17 protein-coding genes and 1 pseudogene are annotated in these 21,951 nt (G+C 65.3%); 3 read left to right on the top strand and 15 right to left on the bottom strand.

Annotation, left to right across the window (positions count from 1 at the left end; translation table 11 throughout):
• Positions 1 to 23 precede the first annotated feature (23 nt).
• The 4 genes from RZA67_RS08170 to RZA67_RS08155 form a co-directional block, all read right to left on the bottom strand.
• On the bottom strand, positions 24 to 3,194 hold the full coding sequence (locus RZA67_RS08170) for a multidrug efflux RND transporter permease subunit (protein WP_317212201.1): 3,171 nt from the start codon (positions 3,192 to 3,194) through the stop codon (positions 24 to 26).
• A gap of 94 nt (positions 3,195 to 3,288) precedes the next feature.
• Positions 3,289 to 4,506 carry an efflux RND transporter periplasmic adaptor subunit gene (locus RZA67_RS08165; protein ID WP_317212200.1) on the bottom strand — a complete coding sequence of 406 codons (1,218 nt, stop codon included), beginning with the start codon at positions 4,504 to 4,506 and terminating at the stop codon, positions 3,289 to 3,291.
• A gap of 98 nt (positions 4,507 to 4,604) precedes the next feature.
• Positions 4,605 to 5,375: an SDR family oxidoreductase gene (locus RZA67_RS08160; protein ID WP_317212199.1), complete on the bottom strand. Its 771-nt coding sequence runs from the start codon at positions 5,373 to 5,375 to the stop codon at positions 4,605 to 4,607.
• Entirely contained in the window at positions 5,372 to 5,599 is a 228-nt protein-coding gene (locus RZA67_RS08155) for a hypothetical protein (protein WP_317212198.1), read from the bottom strand. The genes RZA67_RS08160 and RZA67_RS08155 overlap by 4 nt, the downstream gene beginning before the upstream one ends.
• 146 nt (positions 5,600 to 5,745) lie before the next feature.
• Between RZA67_RS08155 and RZA67_RS08150 the strand changes: the two genes are divergently transcribed.
• On the top strand, positions 5,746 to 6,768 hold the full coding sequence (locus RZA67_RS08150; RefSeq protein WP_317212197.1) for a LysR family transcriptional regulator: 1,023 nt from the start codon (positions 5,746 to 5,748) through the stop codon (positions 6,766 to 6,768).
• Positions 6,769 to 6,889: 121 nt separating this feature from the next.
• Here RZA67_RS08150 and RZA67_RS08145 read toward each other — a convergent pair.
• A pseudogene (locus tag RZA67_RS08145) lies at positions 6,890 to 7,099 on the bottom strand (OmpA family protein); the annotation flags it as partial.
• A 345-nt stretch (positions 7,100 to 7,444) separates the two neighbouring features.
• Between RZA67_RS08145 and RZA67_RS08140 the strand changes: the two are divergent.
• Positions 7,445 to 9,037, top strand: coding sequence for an N-acetylmuramoyl-L-alanine amidase (locus RZA67_RS08140; RefSeq protein WP_317212196.1), 1,593 nt, complete (start codon positions 7,445 to 7,447; stop codon positions 9,035 to 9,037).
• 184 nt (positions 9,038 to 9,221) lie between these two features.
• Here the strand turns inward: RZA67_RS08140 and RZA67_RS08135 are convergent, their stop codons facing one another.
• From RZA67_RS08135 to RZA67_RS08110, 6 genes are all read right to left on the bottom strand, one after another.
• Positions 9,222 to 9,917 carry an OmpA family protein gene (locus RZA67_RS08135; protein WP_317212194.1) on the bottom strand — a complete coding sequence of 232 codons (696 nt, stop codon included), beginning with the start codon at positions 9,915 to 9,917 and terminating at the stop codon, positions 9,222 to 9,224.
• 104 nt (positions 9,918 to 10,021) lie between these two features.
• Entirely contained in the window at positions 10,022 to 11,449 is a 1,428-nt protein-coding gene (locus RZA67_RS08130; protein WP_317213960.1) for a deoxyribodipyrimidine photo-lyase, read from the bottom strand.
• Positions 11,450 to 11,545: 96 nt separating this feature from the next.
• Positions 11,546 to 12,163 (bottom strand): inorganic diphosphatase, encoded by a 618-nt coding sequence (locus tag RZA67_RS08125; protein WP_317212193.1) that lies wholly within the window; start codon positions 12,161 to 12,163, stop codon positions 11,546 to 11,548.
• 66 nt (positions 12,164 to 12,229) lie between these two features.
• Positions 12,230 to 13,615 (bottom strand): metallophosphoesterase family protein, encoded by a 1,386-nt coding sequence (locus RZA67_RS08120; protein ID WP_317212191.1) that lies wholly within the window; start codon positions 13,613 to 13,615, stop codon positions 12,230 to 12,232.
• Positions 13,612 to 14,730, bottom strand: coding sequence for a phytase (locus RZA67_RS08115; RefSeq protein ID WP_317213959.1), 1,119 nt, complete (start codon positions 14,728 to 14,730; stop codon positions 13,612 to 13,614). Before RZA67_RS08115 ends, RZA67_RS08120 begins: the two co-directional genes overlap by 4 nt.
• 2 nt (positions 14,731 to 14,732) lie before the next feature.
• On the bottom strand, positions 14,733 to 17,267 hold the full coding sequence (locus RZA67_RS08110) for a TonB-dependent receptor (protein WP_317212190.1): 2,535 nt from the start codon (positions 17,265 to 17,267) through the stop codon (positions 14,733 to 14,735).
• A 165-nt stretch (positions 17,268 to 17,432) separates the two neighbouring features.
• On the opposite strand from RZA67_RS08110, the gene upp reads away from it, so the two are divergent.
• Entirely contained in the window at positions 17,433 to 18,065 is a 633-nt protein-coding gene (gene upp / locus RZA67_RS08105) for a uracil phosphoribosyltransferase (protein ID WP_317212189.1), read from the top strand.
• A gap of 195 nt (positions 18,066 to 18,260) precedes the next feature.
• On the opposite strand, the gene RZA67_RS08100 is transcribed toward upp, so the two are convergent.
• From RZA67_RS08100 to RZA67_RS08085, 4 genes are all read right to left on the bottom strand, one after another.
• Positions 18,261 to 19,145 (bottom strand): MBL fold metallo-hydrolase, encoded by an 885-nt coding sequence (locus RZA67_RS08100; protein WP_317212188.1) that lies wholly within the window; start codon positions 19,143 to 19,145, stop codon positions 18,261 to 18,263.
• Between the two features lie 103 nt (positions 19,146 to 19,248).
• A complete protein-coding gene (ggt, locus tag RZA67_RS08095) occupies positions 19,249 to 20,970 on the bottom strand; it encodes a gamma-glutamyltransferase (RefSeq protein ID WP_317212187.1) in 1,722 nt (573 codons plus the stop codon).
• Positions 20,967 to 21,248: a YfhL family 4Fe-4S dicluster ferredoxin gene (locus RZA67_RS08090; protein ID WP_317213958.1), complete on the bottom strand. Its 282-nt coding sequence runs from the start codon at positions 21,246 to 21,248 to the stop codon at positions 20,967 to 20,969. Before RZA67_RS08090 ends, ggt begins: the two co-directional genes overlap by 4 nt.
• Before the next feature lie 153 nt (positions 21,249 to 21,401).
• Positions 21,402 to 21,896: a hypothetical protein gene (locus RZA67_RS08085; RefSeq protein ID WP_317212186.1), complete on the bottom strand. Its 495-nt coding sequence runs from the start codon at positions 21,894 to 21,896 to the stop codon at positions 21,402 to 21,404.
• Between the last annotated feature and the right edge of the window lie 55 nt (positions 21,897 to 21,951).

Raw genomic sequence — 21,951 nt, 5'->3', positions numbered from 1 at the left:
CACCGCTGCAACGTCAGAGATGGTCAGTGCTTCAGGGCCGGCTCGCCGTGCCTGACCAGCTGGCCGCCGCCATTGCGGGTGACCCACTTGCGCAGGGCCACATAGAACACCGGGGTGAGGAACAGGCCAAACAGCGTTACACCCAGCATGCCGGCGAATACGGTGATGCCGGTGACCGAGCGGACCTCGGCACCCGCGCCGTGGGAAAGCACCAGCGGCACGGTACCGGCGATGAAGGCAATGGAGGTCATCACGATCGGTCGCAGACGCAGGCGGCAGGCCTCCAGTGCCGACTCCACGATGCCCTTGCCGGCCATTTCCAGTTCGCGGGCGAACTCGACGATCAGGATCGCGTTCTTGCACGCCAGACCCATCAGCACGACCAGCCCGACCTGCACGAACACGTTGTTGTCTCCACCGGTCATCCACACCCCGAACAGCGCCGACAGCAGGGTCATCGGCACGATCAGGATCACCGCCAGCGGCAGGCTCCAGCTTTCGTACAGCGCCGCCAGCACCAGGAAGGCCAGCATCACCGCCACCGGGAACACCACCAGCGCAGCGTTGCCCTGGGTGGCCTGCTGGTAGCTCAGGTCGGTCCACTCGGTGGTCATGCCGGCCGGCAGCACCTGCTGAGCGATCTCGTTGAGCTTGCCCATCGCCTGGGCCGAGGACAGCAGGCGCGGGTCGGCCTCACCGGCCAGGTCGGCAGCCGGGTAGCCGTTGAAGCGAAGCACCGGGTCCGGGCCGAAGGTCTGCCGCACGGTGACCATCGACCCGATCGGCACCATCTCGCCACGGTCGTTGCGGGTACGCAGGCGGCCGATGTCCTCGACGTTGTCACGGAACTGGCCATCGGCCTGGGCGATCACCTGCCAGGTGCGGCCAAACTCGTTGAAGTCGTTGACGTAGGCCGAGCCGAGGTAGGTCTGCAGGGTGTCGAACAGTTCGGTGAGCTGCACGCCCTGGGCCTTGGCCTTGACCCGGTCGACCTCGGCATCAAGCTGCGGCACGTTGGCCTGGTAGCTGGTGATCGGGAAGGCCATGCCCGGGGTCTGCGCCACCGCGCCCTGCATGGCCTGCACGGCATTCTGCAGCGCACCGTAGCCCAGATTGCCGCGATCTTCGATGAACATCTGGTAGCCATTGCCGTTGCCCAGCCCCAGGATGGGCGGCGGCATCATCGAAAACGCGAAGCCTTCCTGCAGACCGGCGATCTTCTGGTTGATCTCGGCGTTGATCTGCGCGGCGGTGCGTCCATTGCGCTCGGCGAAGGGCTTGAGCGGAATGAAGGCCACACCGGTGTTGGGCGTGTTGGTGAACTGCAGGGCATTCAGACCGGGGAAGGAAATGGTGTGGGCCACGCCGTCGGTTTCGCGGGCGATGTCGGCTACCTTCTTGAGCATCGCGTCAGTGCGGGCGATGGAGGCGCCTTCGGGCAGCTTCACACCGGCAATCAGGTACAGCTTGTCCTGGGTGGGAATGAAGCCCGGCGGCACCAGCTTGAACATCATGCCGGTACCCAGCAGCAATACGGCGTACACGACAAACACGGCGCCGCGACGGCCGAGGATCTTCGATACGCCACGCTCATACTTGTCCGAGCTGGTCTTGAAGAAGCGGTTGAAGGGACGGAACACCCAGCCGAACAGGCGGTCGATCAGGCGCGTTGGGCCATCCTTGGGGGCACCGTGTGCCTTGAGCAGGCGCGCAGCCAGCGCCGGTGACAGGGTCAGCGAGTTGATCGCCGAGATCACCGTGGAAATGGCGATGGTCACCGCGAACTGCTTGTAGAACTGGCCGGTGACACCGGACAGGAAGGCCATCGGCACGAATACCGCGCACAGCACGAGGGCAATGGCGATGATCGGCCCGGAGACCTCACGCATGGCCTGGTGCGCGGCGGCCATCGGGGAGAGGCCCTCTTCGATGTTGCGTTCAACGTTTTCCACCACCACGATCGCATCATCGACCACGATGCCGATGGACAGCACCAGCCCGAACAGGGTGAGCGTGTTGATCGAGAAGCCCAGCAGGTACAGCGCGGCAAAGGTGCCCACCACCGAGACCGGCACGGCGATCAGCGGGATGATCGAAGCGCGCCAGGTCTGCAGGAACAGGATCACCACCAGCACCACCAGGCCGATCGCTTCAAGCAGGGTGGACACCACCGACTTGATCGAGTCGCGCACGAAGATGGTGGTGTCATACACCGCTTCGTACTTGACGTCGGCCGGGAAGGTCTTCTGCATCTGGTCCATCGTGCCGATCACCGCATCGCGGATCTCCAGCGCATTGGCGCCCGGTGCCTGGAAGATGCCGATGCCCACCGCGTTCTTGCCGTCAAGCTGCGAGCGCAGGGTGTAATCGCCGGCACCCAGTTCCAGCCGGGCCACGTCGGAAAGACGCACGACTTCGCCATCGCTGCCGCTCTTGAGCACGATGTCACCAAACTCCTGCTCGCTGCGCAGGCGCCCCTGCGCATTGATCAGGGTCAGGAACTGGCTGTTGGGCATCGGCTCGGCACCAAGCTGGCCGGCGGAGACCTGCACGTTCTGCTCGCGCATGGCGCGCACCACATCGCTGGCGGTCAGGCCGCGCGAGGCGACCTTGTCCGGGTCGAGCCAGGCGCGCATGGCGTAGTCGCCGCCGCCGAAGATCTGTGCGTCACCAACGCCCTGGATGCGCGCCAGCGCGTCCTTGACATGCAGGCGGGCGTAGTTGCGCAGGTACAGCGTGTCGTACTTTCCATCCGGCGAGGTCAGGTGCACCACCATCAGGAAGGTGGGCGACTGCTTCTGCGTGGTCACACCCTGGCGGCGCACGTCCTCGGGCAGACGCGCCTGCGCCTGGGCCACACGGTTCTGCACCTTCACCGCCGCGTCGTCCGGGTCGGTGCCGGGGCGGAAGGTGACGGTCATCTGCAGCACACCGTCCGAGCCGGCCACCGACTTGAGGTACATCATGCCCTCAACGCCGTTGATCGCTTCTTCAAGCGGCGTGGCGACGGTCTCGGCGATGACCTTCGGGTTGGCGCCGGGGTAGACGGTGCGCACCACCACCGAAGGCGGCACGACATCGGGGTATTCGCTGATCGGCAGGATCGGAATGGTGATCAGGCCAGCGGCGAAGATGATGATCGACAGCACCGCCGCAAAGATCGGCCTGTCGATGAAAAAGCGTGAGAAATCCATGGGATGTCCTTGGGATCTGGCGGACGCCGGCATGCAGCTGCCCGGCACCTGCCCGGGGGGCAGGTGCTGCAGCATCAGGCGGCGGTCGATTCGGTCAGTTCAGCGCAGCGGTCTGTCCATCGGCACGCGGGGCCACAGCAGGCGCCTGCATCGCCACGGCCTTGGCCTGCACCGGCATGCCGGGCATGAACACCTTCTGCACGCCATCGACGATGACCCTGTCGCCGGCGCTCAGGCCCTGCTCGACAATGCGCAGACCGTCGGCGGTACGCCCCAGCTGCACATCGCGGCGTTGTGCCTTGCCATCCTTGTCGACCACGTACACGTACTTGCGGTCCTGGTCGGTCAGCACCGCCTTGTCGTCCACCAGCACGGCCTCGAAGCGACCACTGCCGAGCAGCTGGACGCGGGCGAACAGGCCCGGGGTGAACTGGCGGTCCTTGTTGTCCAGCAGTGCGCGCACTCCGATGGTGCCGGTGCTGCGGGTGACCTGGTTGTCGAGGAAGTCGACCTTGCCTTCGTGCGGGTAGCCCTGCTCGCCGCTCAGGCCCACGCGCACCGGCAGCGCCTGGTCGCGCTCGCTGGGCCGCTGGCCGGCACGCGCCATCTGCGTATAGCGCAGGAACGTGGCTTCGTCAGCATCGAAGTAGACGTGCACGGTGTCCAGCGAAACCAGCGTGGTCAGCACACTGGCCGCATCACCGGCACTGACCAGATTGCCAGCAGTGACCATGGCGCGGCCGGCACGACCGTTGATCGGGGCACGCACCTTGGTGAACTCAAGGTTCAGCGCCGCCGATGCCAGCGCGGCCTGCGCCGCCTGGACCTGGGCGGTGGCCTGTTCGGCGGTGGCGCGGCGCTGTTCCCAGGTCTCGGTGGAGATGGCCTGCTGATCGGACAAGCGCTTGGCACGCTCGGATTCACTGCGCGCCAGCGATGCCTGGGTGCGCGCACGGGCCAGCTCGGCCTGGGCGCGGGCGTACTCGGCCTGGTAGCTGCGCGCGTCGATGGTGAACAGCACATCGCCCTTCTTCACTTCCTGGCCTTCGACATAGTTGACCTTGTCGATGTAGCCCGAGACGCGAGGGCGCAGCTCGACACTTTCCACCGCCTGCACGCGGCCGCTGAAGTCGTCCCACTGGCTGACCTGCTTGACCAGCACCGGTGCTGCGCTGACCTCCGGCGGCGGCGGTGCGCCGGCCTCGCCGGCCGTGCTGCCGCTGCAGGCGGTCAGCACCGCCAGGGCCAGCGCGGAGACACCGACCAGTGCGAGCTGGCGGGTACGTCGTTGGAATGAGGACTGGGATGTCATGGGGAAGGTATCCATAAGGGGTGGTGATACGTAGACGGTGATGCGGAGGCGCCTTTCGACGCGGCGGCAGGATGGTGCAACCTCAACCAACGTTGAGGTCAAGCGCAGTCGGCAGCCAAGGGACGTGGCGGCGGCGCGTCGAGCTTCAGCAGTCGGCTGGGCAGCTGCGCGTCGCGCGAATCACAGCGCACGATGGCGCGGTTGTCGGTACAGCCATCGAGCAGCGAAACCAGCCGACGCCCGATCAGCAACGCGCTGGGCCACTCGCTGCAGGCGTTGGCCGCGTTGACCGGGGTGCACACCGGGTCACTGACATCGAGCATCTGCACCCGCACGCCCAGCGACTGTGCTTCCTGGTGCACCACCTGGGCATACATGCGCAGCGCAGCGGCCGTGATCGAGGTTTCGCCGTAGCCGGCCCATGGCTTGACCGCGGCGGGACTGCCAAGCATCACGTAGCGGCGCGGCTGAACCTGGTTCTGCAGCAGCGGCAGCAGGTGGCGGGCCGCGTGGACGTGCGGCATCAGGTCCAGCTGCAGCGCCTGCAGCAGGGCGTCACCGCTGCGGTCGATGACGCGGCCACGGTTGTAGGGACCGGCCATCGCCGCCACCACCGCCGCCAGTGGCCGGGGCCGCGCGGCTACGCGCTGGGCCAACGTGCGGGCCGAGCCATCGTCGGCCAACGAGCCCAGCAGGGTCTGCAGCCCCGGCTCGTCGGCGAACTGTTCGCTCAGGGCGGCAAGCCGTGCAGGATCGCGGCCGACGACCAGCACCGGGCTGCCCGCCTCCAGCAGCGCCGCTACCAGCCCCTGGCCGAGCGCGCCGGTGCCGCCCAGCACCAGCACTTCGGGAGCGAGCGTCCCATTCACGGGATATTTACTCCCGCTGATGGGATTATCCCGATTCGCGCCAAGCGGTCGGGCGTGCGCCCGGTCAGTCGAATCGCACCGCCGCGCTGGCTCCTGGCCGGCGCGGTGAACTCGCGAAAGTCCTTGTGGATCAATGAACTCGGGCGCGCCTCGACGGTCATCGCCTGGTCCAGCGTGCTGCGGCGCAGGCCGCGCAGGGTGTTCAGAATGTTGCGGAGGCTCATGGTTGGCCAGCTCCATCACGGGAATGGCGCCACCTTAGCCCCCTAACTCCTACTTGATTAGTCCTGATTAAGGGGAATAATCATCCCGCTCGCGGTCCAATCTTTTTGTCACCATAAGCGCGTCCCCGCCGTCCAGGAGCCCGACCATGTCCCACGATCTCAACGAAACGCTGATCTTCGTCAAAGTGGTCGAGCAGGGCAGCTTCATCGCCGCTGCCAAGTCGCTGGGCCTGCCCAAGACCACGGTCAGCCGCAAGGTGCAGGAGCTGGAATCGCGGCTGGGCGCACGTCTGCTGCACCGGACCACACGCCGGCTTGGCCTGACCGAAGCCGGCTCGATCTACCACGAGCACTGCCAGCGCATCGCACGCGAGCTGGAAGAAGCCGAAAGCGCGGTCAACCAGCTGCAGTCCGGCCCGCGTGGCTGGCTGCGCTTCACCGTGCCCTATTCGATCGGGATCACCTGGATCGCACCGCTGCTGGGGCAGTTCCACGCGCTGTACCCGGAGATCAAGCTGGACATGCATCTGGGCAACGAAAAGCTTGATCTGATTTCCGGCGAAGCCGACCTCGCCCTGCGCGTGGGCGCCCTGCCCGACTCCAACCTGGTGGCACGCAAGCTCGGCACGCTGCGTACCCAGGTGTTTGCCAGCCCGTCCTACATCGAGCGGCATGGCGAGCCGTTGCACCCGGACGAACTGCAGTTCCATCGCATCCTGGCGATGCGCAAGGCGCACCATACCCATCCCGGACGCATCACCTGGCAGCTCGGTGAGAACGGCGGCGAACTGCGTGATTTCCCGGTCAATCCGCTGATGGTGGCCAACGATCCGTCAGCGCTCAACGGTGCCTTGGTCTGTGGCGAAGGCCTGCTGCTGACCGGCGATGTGATGGCCAAGCCCTTCATCGAGACCGGCATGGTGCGCCGGGTGCTGGCCGGCTGGACCGGACCGGATGTGGACTTCAACGCCGTCTTCGCCGGGGGCCGGCTGGTCTCGCCGAAGGTGCGAGCGTTTGTCGACTTCCTGGTGGACAAGCTCAACTTCGACGCCAACTACATGCTCTCGCAGTGCCCGGCGGCCAAGTACGCCCAGCAGCAGAACGAGAAGCTTGAAGCCGAGCTGGAAGCGACCGGCAAGCGCATTCTGGAAACAGCCACCGCCGCCTGACCCGGAGCGCACGCCACCGGCAGGTGACGACCGTTGGTTGTCATTGCTCGTGAGCAGGTGCGAACACAAAAATGCCGCCCTCTTGGGCGGCATTGTGCTGCAGTGCAACCTGCGCTGCGGATTACTGGGTCAGCGGAATCACGCGGATCTCGACACGATGATTCTTCGCGCGGCCCGCATCGGTGCTGTTGTCGGCGATCGGATAGGCCTTGCCGGCACCGAGCGTTTCAATACGGGCCAGCAGTACGCCCTGCCCATTGAGGTAGGCGGCCACCGAATCGGCACGTTCCTTGGACAGGCGGTTGTTCATTGCATCGCTGCCCACGCTGTCGGCGCCTAATTTTGCGAATCTTCCGACACGCAGATGGGGACTAAGCCTATTGGTCACTCACGACTCAAACCGCAGAATATCTTCGTGAACGCAGTGCACTCAGCGCTGCCGTCCATCGCGATACTGCGTCTATCTAGATTCAGAGTCGCCATCGGATGCTCTATATCGGTCGAGCGCTACTGATAGATGAAGCCGCATCTCACCTTGATCAGGTGATCGGAGCAATGCCCTGCGACGTGACGCAGACAATGTGCGTTGCCGCAATCCAAGCGCGCCTCTACTCCTGCTTGCGCCAGCAGAGATCCGTTACTCATGGATAATCCCGCTTAAACTGAAAGATGAATCATGAACAGAATACGTTGTGAAACGTGCTTGATGCTTGCCTTCGGCAGTGTATTTGTCTCGACATTCAGCCTGGGCGCCTACGGGCAAGCAGGGGTGAGTTCGGATATCCCGCCACTCACCATCCAGAATAGCCAAGCATTGGCCAGCGAGATTGAACCCGCGCTGCAGAGATTCGTTGACCATCAAGAGCGCCTGCCAACTCAGGCAGCGCAAATCACGGTCGTGGTCACCGCCGATCCCGTCACTGGTGTGGTGTGGATCGACCTCGGCGCTGGCTACTTACCAAAGGATGCGCCGGTCTTCAGCGAGGAATTAGGTGCCAAGCTTAGAGACGTCGAGAATGAAGCGTATGAGCTGATAGCTGGACTGGTAAGATTTCGCTATGTCAAGATTCGAATTGGCGGCAGGCATCTCAATGAGATATATCCGCCGGAGCACTCGACAAAGAAAACCACTGGGACACCCCCTGCTGTCATCACATCTGTACCGGGTTCGGTTGTCCTTAATCCCGGGCATGGCCGTTATCTCCACCATGCTGATGAAACCTGGCGCCATCAACGTCCTACACCGTACGCTGGAACAACGGACGTCTACGAAGACACTGTCACACCAGGGTATTCCTCGACTCTCGCACGCTTATTGGCGCAGCGAAGCTCTGACACTATCACCACGATCCATCATACTCGCGACATAGGCAATGCCGAGATAGACCCTGAGAGCGGACTCGCATGGGCTGAACTCGGTGCGCGCTATCATCTTAAACGACTCTACCCGAGCCTGGGGGAAAAGATCTGGAATAAGTTTCCAAATGGATCGCCGAATCGGAAGCCGCCATCTCGAGGTTATCTTCGCGAATATGATGAAGATATCAGGGCGCGACCAGAGTACGCAAATTATATCAATGCCGGGACATTGATCTCCCTCCATACCGATGCCAGTGACAATCCTTCTGCTCGCGGCGCGACTATCATTGCCAACATTGATGACCCCAATTCATACCAGCTTGGCTCAAATATCCATTGCTATGTCACCGAGCAGATTCAACAGCTGCCATCCTACGCCACGTACCCAATTCGACCCGGTGTCAGAGACGGCACAAACTATGGCGAGGTACGGGAGGCAGCGATGCCCACTACACTGGTCGAAATTGGCTTCCACAGTAACGTAGACGACTCGAAAGCCCTCCAGAGTTCAGTTTTTCGCGCCGCTGCGATGCGCGGCGTTGAAAAAGGCTACAGGACTTTCAAGAAGGGTGAGACCGAATGCTCGCCGTTCAAGATCGCCTCCATTCCCTCCGTTTCGGGGAAATTTCGTGTAAGGCTGCCTGTCCCTGTAACCCTGCAGGGACACCCGCGCTTCCCGGTTACGGTGGTGCTCGTACCCGTCATCTGCCCACCGAACTGGAAGTGCCGCACGAAAACCAACTCGTTCAGGACGGCCGTCGATAACGTGATTACGCCCACGTTCTACTGCGACGCACCCAATACCAACCCCCCTGCAACCTTCACATTGAGAAGCACCGTGAGAGACGCAGACGGTATTGTAACGTCCGCCGTTGACCATACGGTTTCGTGCTCTGCTGGCGTGCAATGACTCATACTGTTGAAACTGATCGATTCGTGCGTAAGGGCTTTGCAGATCAGCGTTGCGAATGCGGGTTGAAGTATGAAATCTGGTCGTTCAATGGATGCCGACCAGTGGCCTGCGCTTACAGAAATGCCGCCTACGAGGGCGGCATTTCGTTGCGGCCAGGCCGTAACACAACCTGCGCTGCGGATTACTGAGTCAGCGGAATCACGCGGATCTCGACGCGGCGATTCTTCGCACGGCCCGCATCGGTGCTGTTGTCGGCGATCGGATAGGCTTTACCGGCACCGAGGGTTTCAATACGCGCCTGCTGCACACCCTGCCCGTTGAGGTAAGCGGCCACCGAATCAGCACGTTCCTTGGACAGACGGTTGTTCACCGCATCGCTGCCCACGCTGTCGGTGTGACCGACCACTTCGATCATGGTCTGGTTGTACTCGGCCAGCGTCTTGGCCACGCCGTTGAGCGAGCCGTAGAACTGCGGCTTGAGGGTCGACTTGCCGAAATCAAACGTGATGCCGTCGGGCAGGTTGAGCATGATGTTGTCGCCGTCGCGGGACACATCGATGCCGGTGTTGGCGGTGCGCTCACGCAGCGCGCGTTCCTGGCGGTCCTGGTAATTGCCCACGGCTGCGCCGCCCAGCGCGCCGATGCCCGCGCCGATCATGGCGTGCTGGCGACGCTCGGTCGCGCTGTTGCCGCTGAGCAGACCGGCAGCGGTACCGATGGCGGCACCGATCAAGGCACCACGACCGGTGCGGTTCTGCTGCTCGGTCTGGTTGCCGTACTGGTCGCTCTGCACATAGGAGCCACCGGTCGCGCAGGCTGACAGCGCGGCGGCGACCATCAGGGACACGGCTACATTACGGGTGGTGTTTCGAATCATGGAGCTCTCCTTGTTGACCGGACCAGCCGGCATGCGGTGGCGGGGAGCATAACCACGCGCACGCGATGCCGGGATGATGACCGGGCCTCCATTCCGGGCCCCGTTCAGCTTTCTGCGGAGGTAGTGCTGGTGTGCCGGTAGGCGGCCAGCGCCGCGTCGCGGCCCGCGGCCAGGTCGACCAGCGGGGAGCGCGGATAGTCCGGCGCATGCTCGGCCAGCAGCTGCGGGTGCTGCCACGGCGCGAACCGTGCCTTCAACGGAAGCGCGGCCAGCTCGGGCACCCAACGGCTGATGTAGCGCGCCTGCGGGTCGAACTTCTCCGACTGGGTGACCGGGTTGAACACCCGGAAATACGGCGCCGCGTCGGCACCGGTGCCGGCCACCCACTGCCAGCCCATGGTGTTGTTGGCCAGGTCGGCGTCCACCAGTGTGTCCCAGAACCAGCGCGCGCCCTCCAGCCAGTGCGCGCGCATGTGCTTGCACAGGTAGCTGGCAACGATCATGCGTACGCGGTTGTGCATGTAGCCGGTGTGCCAGAGCTCGCGCAGACCGGCGTCGACGATGGGGACACCGGTGCGCCCCCGCTGCCACGCCTGCAACTGGGCCTTGCTGGGCGATGCCCACTTGAAGGTGTCAAAGCGCGGGTTGAGATTCCGGGTTGGGGTCTGCGGAAAATGATGCAGCAGGTGGTAACCGAACTCGCGCCAGCCCAGTTCGCGCAGCCAGGCGTCAATGTCGGCATTGCGGCCGGCACTGCGCTCGGCTTCCAGTGCATGGGCGGCAGCCCACGGTGCGATTTCGCCAAAATGCAGGTGCGGTGACAGCAGCGAGGTGCCCACCCGGTCGGGCAGGTCGCGCTGTTGGCGGTAGCCGTTCAAGGCACCGTCGACGAACACGGTGATCGCCTCATGCGCGCCGGCTTCCCCCGGCTGCCAGTGTTCCCAGAACCCGGCGTCCCAGCCCAGCGAAGGCGCCAGAGCCAGCGTGTCCAGTGCAAGGCCGTCCACGCCGTGGGCGACCATCCGCTTGGGCGCGGCCTGTGGTGCGGGCAGGCGCCAGCGGGTCAGCGCCGTGCGCCAGAACGGAGTGAACACCTTGTACGGGTTGCCCTGCTGGGTGGCCAGTTCCCACGGCTCGAACAGCAGGCTGCCGTTGCAGCTCTGCACCAACAGCCCCTGTTCCTGCAGTGCCTTCTTGATCGCCGCGTCGCGCGGCTGGGTCGCCGGCTCGTACTTGCGGTTCCAGTAAACCGCTTCGGCACCGGTCTGCGCGATCAGCTGTTCAAGCACCTGCTGGCTGCCGCCCTCGGCAAGCACCAGCGATGAGCCACGTGCACGCAGGTCGGCATCCAGCGCCGCCAGTGAGCGATGCAGCCACGCGTTGCTGGCAGCGCCTGGCGCCCACTCGCCCTCTTCGGCGGGTGCGTGGATGTAGACCGGCACGACCGTATGCCCGGCGTCGAGCGCGGCCTGCAACGCGGGATTGTCCTGCAGGCGCAGGTCGCGGCGGAACCACAGCAATGCTACAGACACAGGCACACCCTTGATGACAAGGCGCATAGCATAGTCATCAGGGGTGAAGGCCAGGTAGGCCGTTGACGACCTCGAGTGCCGCGCGGCCCGAGCGCTTCAGCGCGCCGCGTCGAAGCGCTGCATGGCCTCGGTGATCAGCTGGCGGGCCTCGGCGGCGTTGCCCCAGCCGCCAAGCTGCACCGGATTGCGCCCAGCCGGCAGATCCTTGTAGATGCGGAAAAAGGCCTCGATACGCTGGCGTTCGATCATCGGCAGGTCGTCCAGATCCCGGATGCCGGCATAGCTGGGGTCCACCTTGTCGGTGGGCACGCCGATGACCTTCTCATCGTGCTCGCCACCGTCGAGCATCTTCAGGTAGCCGATCGGGCGGAAGCGCACGATCACGCCCGGATGCAGGGGTTCGCGGGTCAGCACCAGTGCGTCAAGCGGGTCGTTGTCACCGGCCAGGGTACGCGGCATCGAGCCATAGTTGGCCGGATACGCGACCGGCATCGACTGGAAGCGGTCCACATGGACCAGCCCGTCTTCCTTGATCTCGTACTTGGTGAAGCTGCCTGCTGGAATCTCCACGGCCAGGTTCACTTCGGCCGGCGCCTGTTTCGGCTGCGCGGTCAGGAACGGGTGCAGTACCGCGTCAGCGGCCACACTGGCACCGACCATCAACACCAGGCCCAGGGTCAGTGCGGCCATCGACCATCCTCGTTGCAGCTGCATCCAGCACCTCCGGCGTGCATTGAAAGAAAACAGACTGCGCCACCGGCGTGGCACAGCCGGTGATGATCATTCCCAGCAGCGGTCCGTGCGGCCTTTGAGCGTCTGTTCGCGCCCGCAATCGCGTGGTGCGATGCGGCCTTCGGTGAGCTCCCGCCGCTGCTTGCGTCCGTCCGGACTGCGGGTCAGCTCGAACGCGTCGTAGCGTCGCCCGGTGACCGTGCGTGCTTCGTAACGCAGGTGGCTGGGGTCGATGGTGAGCACCTGGAACAGCTGGGTATCCTCGCCGACCGGGGCCATGGTGGCCCTGGCCTCGTCCGAAAGCCGGTACTGCTTTGGACCGGCCACGGTCACCACGTACTGCGGCGTGGGCGCCTGTCCTTCACCCCGACGACCGTAGGTGTGATCATGGCCCTGCAGCACCAGGTCGACGTTGTGCCGACGCACCACCGGCAGCAGCACCTGCTGCAGCGCGACGTTCTGCCTGCCTTCGCGGGGCGAGTAGAACGGCTGGTGCAACAGCACGATGCTCCACGGATGCGGGTTGTCGGCGAGCACGCCGTCCAGCCACTTGGCCTGCGCCTGCGCGGTGCCCAGGTCGAGCGCGGAGGTGCCATCGAGCACGGCGATGCGCACGTCCTGCACGTCGAACCAGTAGGTGGTGTCAGCCACGCCCGGCGCGCCGTTGCGCGGCAGCGCGAAGGTCACCGGCCAGTGCCGGCCGAGCACGCGCCGCTCCTGTAGGGTGTCCTCGAACTCCTCGAAGTACTCGTGGTTGCCGATCGCCGGCGCGACCAGGGTCTCCTGGGCCAGCCATCCGGTGGCGGCAAACCACTCGCCCCACTCGTTGTCGTCGGCCCCATCGCCGCCACTGACCAGGTCGCCCGCAAACAGGCTCACCGTCGCCTGCGGGGCGGCTTTCTGCGCCGCGCGGATGACCCGGCTCACATGACTGACGTTCTTGTTCTGGGTGTCGCCGAAGTACAGCAGGGTCAGAGGCTTGCCGGCCGCGGCCGGGGTGCGCAGCTGGTTCCAGGCGCTCCAGCTGCCCTGCCCCTGCACGCGGTAGACGTAGAGGGTATCCGGCTGCAGTCCTTCGACATCGGCGCGGTGATGGTGGGACAGGCCATTCTCGCTCTGCAACGCACGGCTGCCCGCGGTGATCCGGCGCACCGGCCCGATGGCCGGTGAGTCACCGGCCACCGCGATCTCCAGCAGCGGTGCCTGCACCGAGGCGTCGGTACGCCAGGCCACCGCGAAGCCATGGGCCGCGTCGGCGGCGGGCGTGGCCACGATGCGGTCGGGCAGCGCACCTGCGGCATGATGCGGGTTGCCGGCGGGTACCTGGGTGTTGGGCTCGACGCGCGACGCCTCCCTGGCCGCCCAGGTCGACACCGGTGCGGCAAGCAGCAGGGCCAGCGCGGCAATGTGGGTGCCTTTGATCAACGTGTTCATGCGCCACACTCCAACGGCAGTGAAAGCTGTCCAGCGATGTCCTGCCAGTCAAATGCCACCACGCCCTGGTCGTCATGCACCGCATACAACGCACCCTGCGGGAAACGAGCGCTGGGTTGCTGCATCGACCAGATGCCGTCGGTGTTGGCCACGGTGTTGCCCTGGAAGGCGCCCACCGGCTTGAGCGTATGCCGGTCGAACAGGTGGAACACGCTGCGCCCCTTGCCCTGCTCGGTGGTGATCCACCAGCCCTCGCTGCCGCAGGTGCGCAGGGTCACGCCCTCGGCCTGCGCCTTGAACACATCGCGGCCGAAGGTAGCGCCGGTGAAGCGGCCTGCCAGCGTGTAGACCTTGAACTCATTGGCGTAGGTCTCGTCCTCTTCGGCGATCAGCAGCCGATCGTTCTTCGGGTCGCCCCAGATCGACTCGACCACGCGCAGTGCGCCGGCCTCGCTGGTGTCGCCGATGCTGGCGGCCAGCTGCGCGCTGATCGCGTCGCCCTCGCGGCTGACGTGGTACTGGCGCACACGCTTGTCCAGCTCGGCCAGCGGCGGCAGGATGTCGTTGCCCTCGGCATCCTCGCCGTCGACCCAGGAGTCGGTGACGTACAGCGTGTAACCGTCGCTGCGCTTGTCCACCCACAGGCCATAGGGCTTGCGCAGCTCTCGCTCACCGAACACCGCCAGCGGCCTGAATTCCGGCAACGAGAGCACCTGCACACGGCGGTTGTCGCGCTCGACGATCCACAGCAGGTCGTCGACCACCGCGATGCCGTTGGGGCGGTCGAACTGGCCCAGTGCCGTTCCCGTACTGCCCACATCGCGCAGGTGGGCGCCGGTGCTGCCGTCATACACCACCAGCTTGTCGGTGGCCTTGGCCGTGGCGATCAGCCAGACCTTGCCGTCCGGTGTCTGCCAGCTGGCGGGCGAGTCGATGTTGTCATCGGGCGTCATCGGGCTCAGGAAGGCCTCGGCGATGGTGGCCACCGCGCGCGTTCCGCTGGCGAGGTCGGTGGCCGCCGGGCCGGCGGCCCGCCCGGACTCGGACGTGGCCGGCCTGCTGCAGCCAGCCAGCAGGACGGTGGCCAGCGCGACCACCAGGATCGAACGATGCATCATCACAGTGCCACCTTCAGGCCAACAGCGTAGGTACGCCCATATTCTTCAAGCTGCAGAGTGCGCGAGCGCGTGCCCTGGTAAAGCTCCAGCGGCTTGTCCAGCAGGTTCTGCGCTTCAAGGTACATGCTCACGCGCGGGGTGAACTTGTAGTCCAGCGAGAAATCCAGCTGGGTGTTGGGTGCCACATGGATGTCGAACGCGCGGCCGGCGCCCAGCGTATCCAGATACTCGCTGCGGTAGACCGCCGCCAGACGCGTGCTCAGGCCATATTTCTCATAGCCGATATGGGCGCTGTAGACGTGCTTTGAAGCGCGCGGCAGGGTGAAGTCTTCGCCGCTGCGGTCAGCCAGACCCGGGTTGAAGTCGGTGTCCAGCCAGGTACCGCTGGCACCGACCAGCAGCCCGTCCAGCCCTGGCGGCAGGAAGTCCAGCTGCTGCTGGTAGTTGAACTCGACACCACGCACGGTAGCCTTGTCGCCGTTGATCGAAGTGGTCACATCCAGACCATCGTAGGCCGGGTCGTTGAGCCGGGTGGTCTGGACGATGTAGCCGTCGATGCGCTTGTGGAACAGACCCAGCGAGACAATGCCCGAGGTGCCGATGTATTTTTCCACCGACAGGTCGATGTTGGTCGACTCGTACGGGTCCAGCGCCGGGTTGCCCAGGCGCAGTTCCTCGTCGCCGCGGTTGAGCGCGCGACGCGGCGACACGTCGCCGAAGGACGGGCGCGCGACCGTCTTGTTGGCCGACAGGCGCAGTACCCAGTCGTTGGCAGCGTCATAACGCAGGTGCAGGCCGGGCAGCACGTTGCTGTAGCTGCGGTTGGCCACTACCGGGCTCACCGTATAGCCGTCGCCCTCGTCCAGCTCGACGCTGTTGCCGGTGGCCTTGAAGCGGGTGCTTTCCACGCGCACGCCGCCGATGATGCGCAGCGCGCCGATGTCCCAGGTACCCATCGCGTAACTGGCGAAGATGTCTTCGCGTGCGGTGTAGTCCTCTTCCAGCGAGGTGACCGCATTGCCCGCCACGTCCTGCGGGCGGGCGCTGTACTGGCCACTGTTCTGTGCCCAGTAACGGCGCATTGCATCCGAGCTCATGCCCTGGCCGAAGGTACCGTGGCGGAACGACGGCGATGCCGCGGTCCAGCTGGACAGATCGATCGCCGGCCCGCGCCGCAGTTCGGCCTCGTCGACGTTGACGTCACGGTCGCGCCACCGGCCCAGCAGACCGAACCTGTAGCTGCTGTTGTCGCCGTCAAAGCGCACGTTGACCTGCGCGCTGCGTTCACTGTCGTTGACCTGTTTGGGCCCGATGATCATGCGATCGAACGTGTAGTTGTTGTTGTCCTGCCAGCCGGCATCGCTGAAGGTGTAGCGCGGCAGGCGCCCACGCTGGTCCAGCGTGCCGGACATGTCCTCGCCGGCCAGGGTGAAGCGCGCTTCCATTTCATCGTCGACCCGCTCTTCGGTACGGGTGTAGCCGAGCTTGTAGTCGACCACTGCCGCGCGCAGGCGGTTCTCACCCCCCAGGCTGACGGCGAAGGTATTTTCCTTTTTGGTCCGGTAGCGCATGCGCTTGTCGATGCCATCGGCCGGCATGTCGTCCAGACGGAACTGGTCGGTGCCGGTAGCCACCCTGTCGGCCTCGTCGAAGTTGAAGATCACCCGCTGGCGGGTCTCGGCATCGTCGAAGCGGCTGTAGAGCGTGCGCAGGTAGTACTGGTTGTCCGCATCCGGACGCCAGTCGAGATTGAGGTTGGCGCCCAGTCGCGTGCGTTCGATCTCATACTTGCGGTGCTGCAGGTTGATGGCAGTGACATCACCGGGGCGGGCATCGCGCTCGCCGTCATACTCCACTTCGGTGTTGTCCGATTCAAAACGCCGTTGCTGGTAGTTCACGCCCAGCGCCACGCCAAACGTGTTGGCCACCACTTCGCTGTAGTTGAACGCCGCCTTGGGGCTGGTGTGGCCGGAGAGCGACTGATGACTGGCTTCGAGCTTGCCGCGCACACTGCGGCCGTCGCGGTCGAAGGCCGAGGCCGATTCGACCAGGATGGCGCCGCCGATGCTGTCACCGGGCATGTCCGGCGTCGGCGACTTCACCACGCGCAGGCGTTCGGTGGAGTCGGAGGGAATCACATCCAGCGGCGCAGCACGGCTGGAATCTTCCGGGGTGCCCACCGCGATGCCGTCGACGCTGACGCTGTTGAGGTTGGCGTCCAGGCCACGCACCACCACAAAGCGCCCCTCGCCCTGGTCGCGCGTCACGCTCACGCCCGGCAACCGCTGCAGCGACTCGGCCACGTTCTTGTCCGGATACTGCCCCAGCGCATCGGAGGACACCGCGTCCTCGATGGCGTTGCTGCTGCGCTTGAGGTCTACCGCGCGCACCTGCGACTCAAGCTGGGCACGCACTTCGACCCGGTCCAGGTCGATGGCGTTGGCCGCAACATCCGCCCTGGCCTGCGCGCTGGCGCCGAGTGTCAGGGCGAGGGTGCTGGCAATGGCGATTGCCAACGGATTCCGGTTCTGCACGTGGTGTCCCCATTCGGTGTCAAGAATGGGAGAGCACGGTATGTCGAAGAGATTGCACCGCCATGACACCGGGCGGCCTGATGACAGCGTCATCGACGTCATCGGCTGGCCCCGCTGCAGGCACTGCGGCAAAATGGACACCCTCGCCCTGCCGTAGAAGCAACCATGAACATCGTCGAAGTGCGCCACCCGCTGGTGCAGCACAAGATCGGCCTGATGCGCAACGCCGCGCTCAGCACCAAGGACTTCCGTGAACTGGCCAACGAGCTGGGCACGTTGCTGGCCTACGAGGCGACGGCCGACCTGGAGACCGAGGCGCACACCATGGACGGCTGGGCCGGCCCGGTCACCGTGCAGCGCATCGCCGGGGCCAAGATCACCGTGGTGCCGATCCTGCGTGCGGGGCTGGGCATGCTCAGCGGCGTGCTGTCGCTGATTCCCGCTGCGCGTGTGAGCGTGGTGGGCCTGCAGCGCAACGAGGAAACCCTGCAGCCGGTGCCGTACTTCGAGCGTCTGACCGGCCGCCTGGAAGAGCGCGACGCGCTGATCCTGGACCCGATGCTGGCCACGGGCGGTACGCTGGTGGCGACCATCGACATGCTCAAGCGTGCCGGCGCACGCCGCATCAAGGGGATTTTCCTGGTGGCCGCACCGGAAGGCATCGCCACCGTGCAGGCCGCGCATCCGGACGTGGAGATCTATACGGCCGCCATCGACGAAAAGCTCAACGACAAGGCGTACATTCTGCCGGGTCTGGGCGACGCCGGCGACCGCATCTTCGGCACGCGCGTAGGCTGAGCCGCCACCGTAGGCGGCATGGGTGGGTGCAGCTGTGGGTATGGCAGGTGACGACCGTTGGTCGTCACGCTGTTGCTTGGGCGCACAACGAACGGCACGGCTGCGCCGCTGAAGCGTGACGACCAACGGTCGTCACCTACCCGCTCCGTGGCGGCGCCGTTCTTCGGCAGAGTGCGGCGAGCTGCGGTTGCGGGGCTAGAGCTCTGCGCCGACCAGCTCGCCCTGCTCGTGGCTGGTCACGAAACGGCCCTTTTCATCGCGGCCGACCCTGGCCATGGCCACCTGCGGGTCATGGGTGAAAAACAACTGCACGCCACGCGCCAGTTTGTCTTCCAGAAAGCTGCGCTTCTCGTCGATCAGCAGCTCGGCATTGCGGTCATAGCCCATGGTGATCGGCACGTGCACCCAGGAGCGACCCGGTATCAGGTCGGCGCAGAACACCAGGCCGCCGTAAGGCTGGCCCTGCGCACCTTCCGGACCGGCGATTTCGGCCAACATCAGGCCGGGCGTATGCCCGTCGCTGAAACTGAAACGCACGCTGCGCCCCAGGGCCTTGGAGTACTCGCCATCGACGATCTCCAGACGCCCGCTGGCCTGCAGCAGCGCTGGCAGCTCGGGAATGAAACTGGCACGGTCCCGCGGATGCGGCTGCAGTGCACGTTGCCAATGCGCCGCGCCCACCACGAAGGTGGCATTGGGGAACAGCAACTCCGGTTCGCGGCCCTCGCACCATGGCGCCAGCAGGCCGCCGGCATGATCGAAATGCAGGTGACTGAGCACCACCACGTCGATGTCCTCATGCTCGAAGCCAGCCTCGCGCAGCGATTCCATCAGCACGTGCTCGCTTTCCTGCACGCCGTAGCGCTCGCGCATGCGCGGTTCGAAGAACGCACCGATGCCCGTTTCAAACAGGACCGTGCGACCTTCCAGCGGGCTGGCGAGCAAAGCCCGGCAGGCCAGTTCGATACGGTTGAGATCGTCGGGTGCTGCCCATTTTTCCCACACCGCGCGCGGTGCGTTGCCGAACATCGCGCCGCCGTCGAGGCGTTGCGTGTTGCCACGGATTGACCAGAGTTTCATGGGGTAATTATCGGCGCGGCGGCGTTAAATAATGGTTCAGCGGCGGCGGCGGAGATAACAGGGTGACGACCAGCGGCCGTCACCTGCCGGGCGCGGGAGGGTGTCAGTCGGTGACCTGGGCGCTGCCCACCGGGTTGCGCGGGTCGCTGCCGCCGTAGAGGGTGTTGCTGCGACGGTCCCATTCCACCGTCTGCAGGTTGCCCCATACATGGCTGGAACCGCGCCCGCCGGCGGCGACTTCGCCAGGCAGGTCGATCCGGTGACCCATCGCCTGCAGTTGCTTGATCGTGTCGGCATCGAAGGTGTCGGTCTCTGCTTCGATCAGGTCCGGCAGCCACTGGTGGTGGTAGCGCGGCAATGCGGCCACCTGCTGTGCCTGCAGGCCCGCGTCATACCCCAGCACCCCGAGCAGCACCATGGTGATGATGCGGCTGCCACCCGGCGTGCCCAGCACCACGACCTTGTCATCGTTTTCCATGAAGGTGGGGGTCATCGAGCTGAGCATGCGCTTGCCCGGCCTGGGTGCGTTGGCTTCGTAGCCCATCACCCCGAACGCGTTGGGCGTACCCGGCTTGAGCGCGAAATCGTCCATCTCGTTGTTCAGCAGCACGCCGGTGCCCTTGGGAATCAGGCCCGAGCCGTACAGCAGGTTCACCGTCTGGGTGGCACCGACCCGGTTACCGGCTGCATCGATGATGGAAAAGTGCGTGGTCTCGTCGTCTTCCAGCGGCGTCGGGTTGCCGGAGAGCAGATCGCTCGGCGTGGCCTTTTCCGGGTGGATGGTGGCGCGCAGCCCCTGTGCGTAATCCTTGCTCGTCAGCACCTTCTGCGGAATCTGCACGAAATCCGGGTCACCCAGGAAGAAGGTGCGGTCGCGGTACGCGCGGCGCATCGACTCCACGACCAGGTGCGTGCGGTGCGCGGGGTCCATCGCCTTGATGTCCCAGCCTTCCAGGATCTGCAGCATGGCCGCCAGTGCGATGCCACCCGAGGAAGGCGGCGGTGCGGTGGTGATCTTCCAACCGTTGTAATCAAAGACGATCGGCTCGCGCAGCTTGACCTGGTAACCGGCCAGTTCCTCGGCGGTCCAGCGGCCGCCGGCCTGCTTCACCCCCGCCAGCAGCAGACGGCCGGTCTGGCCCCGGTAGAACCCGTCGAATCCGCCCTCAGCCAGCCGCTCCAGCGTCCGTGCCAGTTCCGGCTGCCGGAACACATCACCTTCAGCGATTGGTCGGCCGTTACGCAGATAGACTTCGCGCGTGCCCGGGTAACGCTGCATCACGTCGGCGCGCGAGGCGTAGCCCTTGGCCATGCGCGCATAGACCGGAAAACCTTCGCGGGCGATGCGGATGGCCGGCTGCAGCGCGGTCTTCAACGGCAGCTTGCCGTGCCGGGCCGACAGTTCCACCAGGGCCGCCGGCAGGCCGGGGATGCCGGCCGACCAGGCGCCGTTGATCGAGCGGTCGCGATCCAGATTGCCGTCCTTGTCCAGGAAGGCCTGCGGCGTGGCCGCCTGCGGTGCGGTCTCGCGCGCGTCGAGCATCACGTCCTTGCCGGTGGCCGCATCGTGCAGCAGGAAGAAGCCGCCTCCGCCGAGCCCGGAGCTGATCGGCTCGACCACCGCCAGCGTGGAGGATACCGCCACTGCGGCGTCAAACGCGTTGCCGCCCTGGGCCAGAATGTCCATGCCGGCCTGGGTGGCCAGTGCATGGCCGCTGGCGATGGCCGCACCGTCGGGGTGCGTGGCGCGCGCGGGCGCGTCGGCCCAGGCCAGGGGGGTCAGCAGCAGGCCCAGCAGCAACAGGGGTCGGGCAATGAGTTTCATTCGGCTGGGGGCTCCGCATAGAGTTCCGGATGATCGTGCTGCAGCCGGCGCAGTTTGGCCAGCAGCTCGGCTTCGGTTTCCACGATCTCGGGGTCCGGGTCGATGCATTCGACCGGACAGACGACCACGCACTGCGGTTCGTCGAAATGACCGACGCATTCGGTGCAGCGCGCCGGGTCGATGAGGTAGATGGTTTCACCCATCGAGATGGCCTGGTTGGGACAGGCGGGCTCGCAGACGTCACAGTTGACGCAGAGCTCATTGATTTTCAGCGACACGGCGCAACAACTCCTCGCCCGCGCATCACGGTGGCCCTGGCGGGCCAGCGGTTGAATCCTGGCCGGCCAGCGCGGGCGCGCGGAGCGGTCAGCGGCGGCGGCCGACATGACCGCCACCGGCGGCCACGCCCGAAGGCGTGGCCAGCAAGCCGGTTACTTGGCTTCGACGAACACGTACTCGGCGCCGGTCGGCTGCACGATGGACTGCACGCGGGCATTGTCAGCGGCATCGCCGATGAACACCACGCGCACGCCCTTCATCGAGTCAGCGCTGACGTCCTTGAACACCATGCCGATCATGTCGGCCATTTTGGACGAGGCCGACGAACCGAAGGCCAGCATGTTGCCCGGCTGCACGCCACGGGCCACGGCCTGGGTCGCGCTCTCGGTCTGCCGCTCGAACTTGGCCTGGAACTCCGGGTCCGATTCCGGGGCGAGGTAGTACAGGAACGGGCTGTTGGTGACGTTGCCCATGTTCTGCACAGCCACGGCCTGCAGGTACTTCTTCCAGCCCGCATCGTCGTCCTTGGCCGGAGCGACCAGCGCCTGCTGGGCCTGGTCGGCCGGGGCAACGGCCTCTTCCTTCTTGCAGGCAGTGAAGGACAGGGCCAACGAGGCGATGAGCATCGCGCGCATGGTGGTGTTCATGGGTTTCCTCCCGTGGTGGTTCAGTGGTTGCAGATCGTGCGGATGCCAGTGCCGG

Source organism: Stenotrophomonas sp. C3(2023), from assembly GCF_032911385.1.
Classification (GTDB): Bacteria; Pseudomonadota; Gammaproteobacteria; order Xanthomonadales; family Xanthomonadaceae; genus Stenotrophomonas.
Note: the sequence above shows the minus strand (reverse complement) of the source record. Positions and strands in the feature narration are given on the sequence as shown.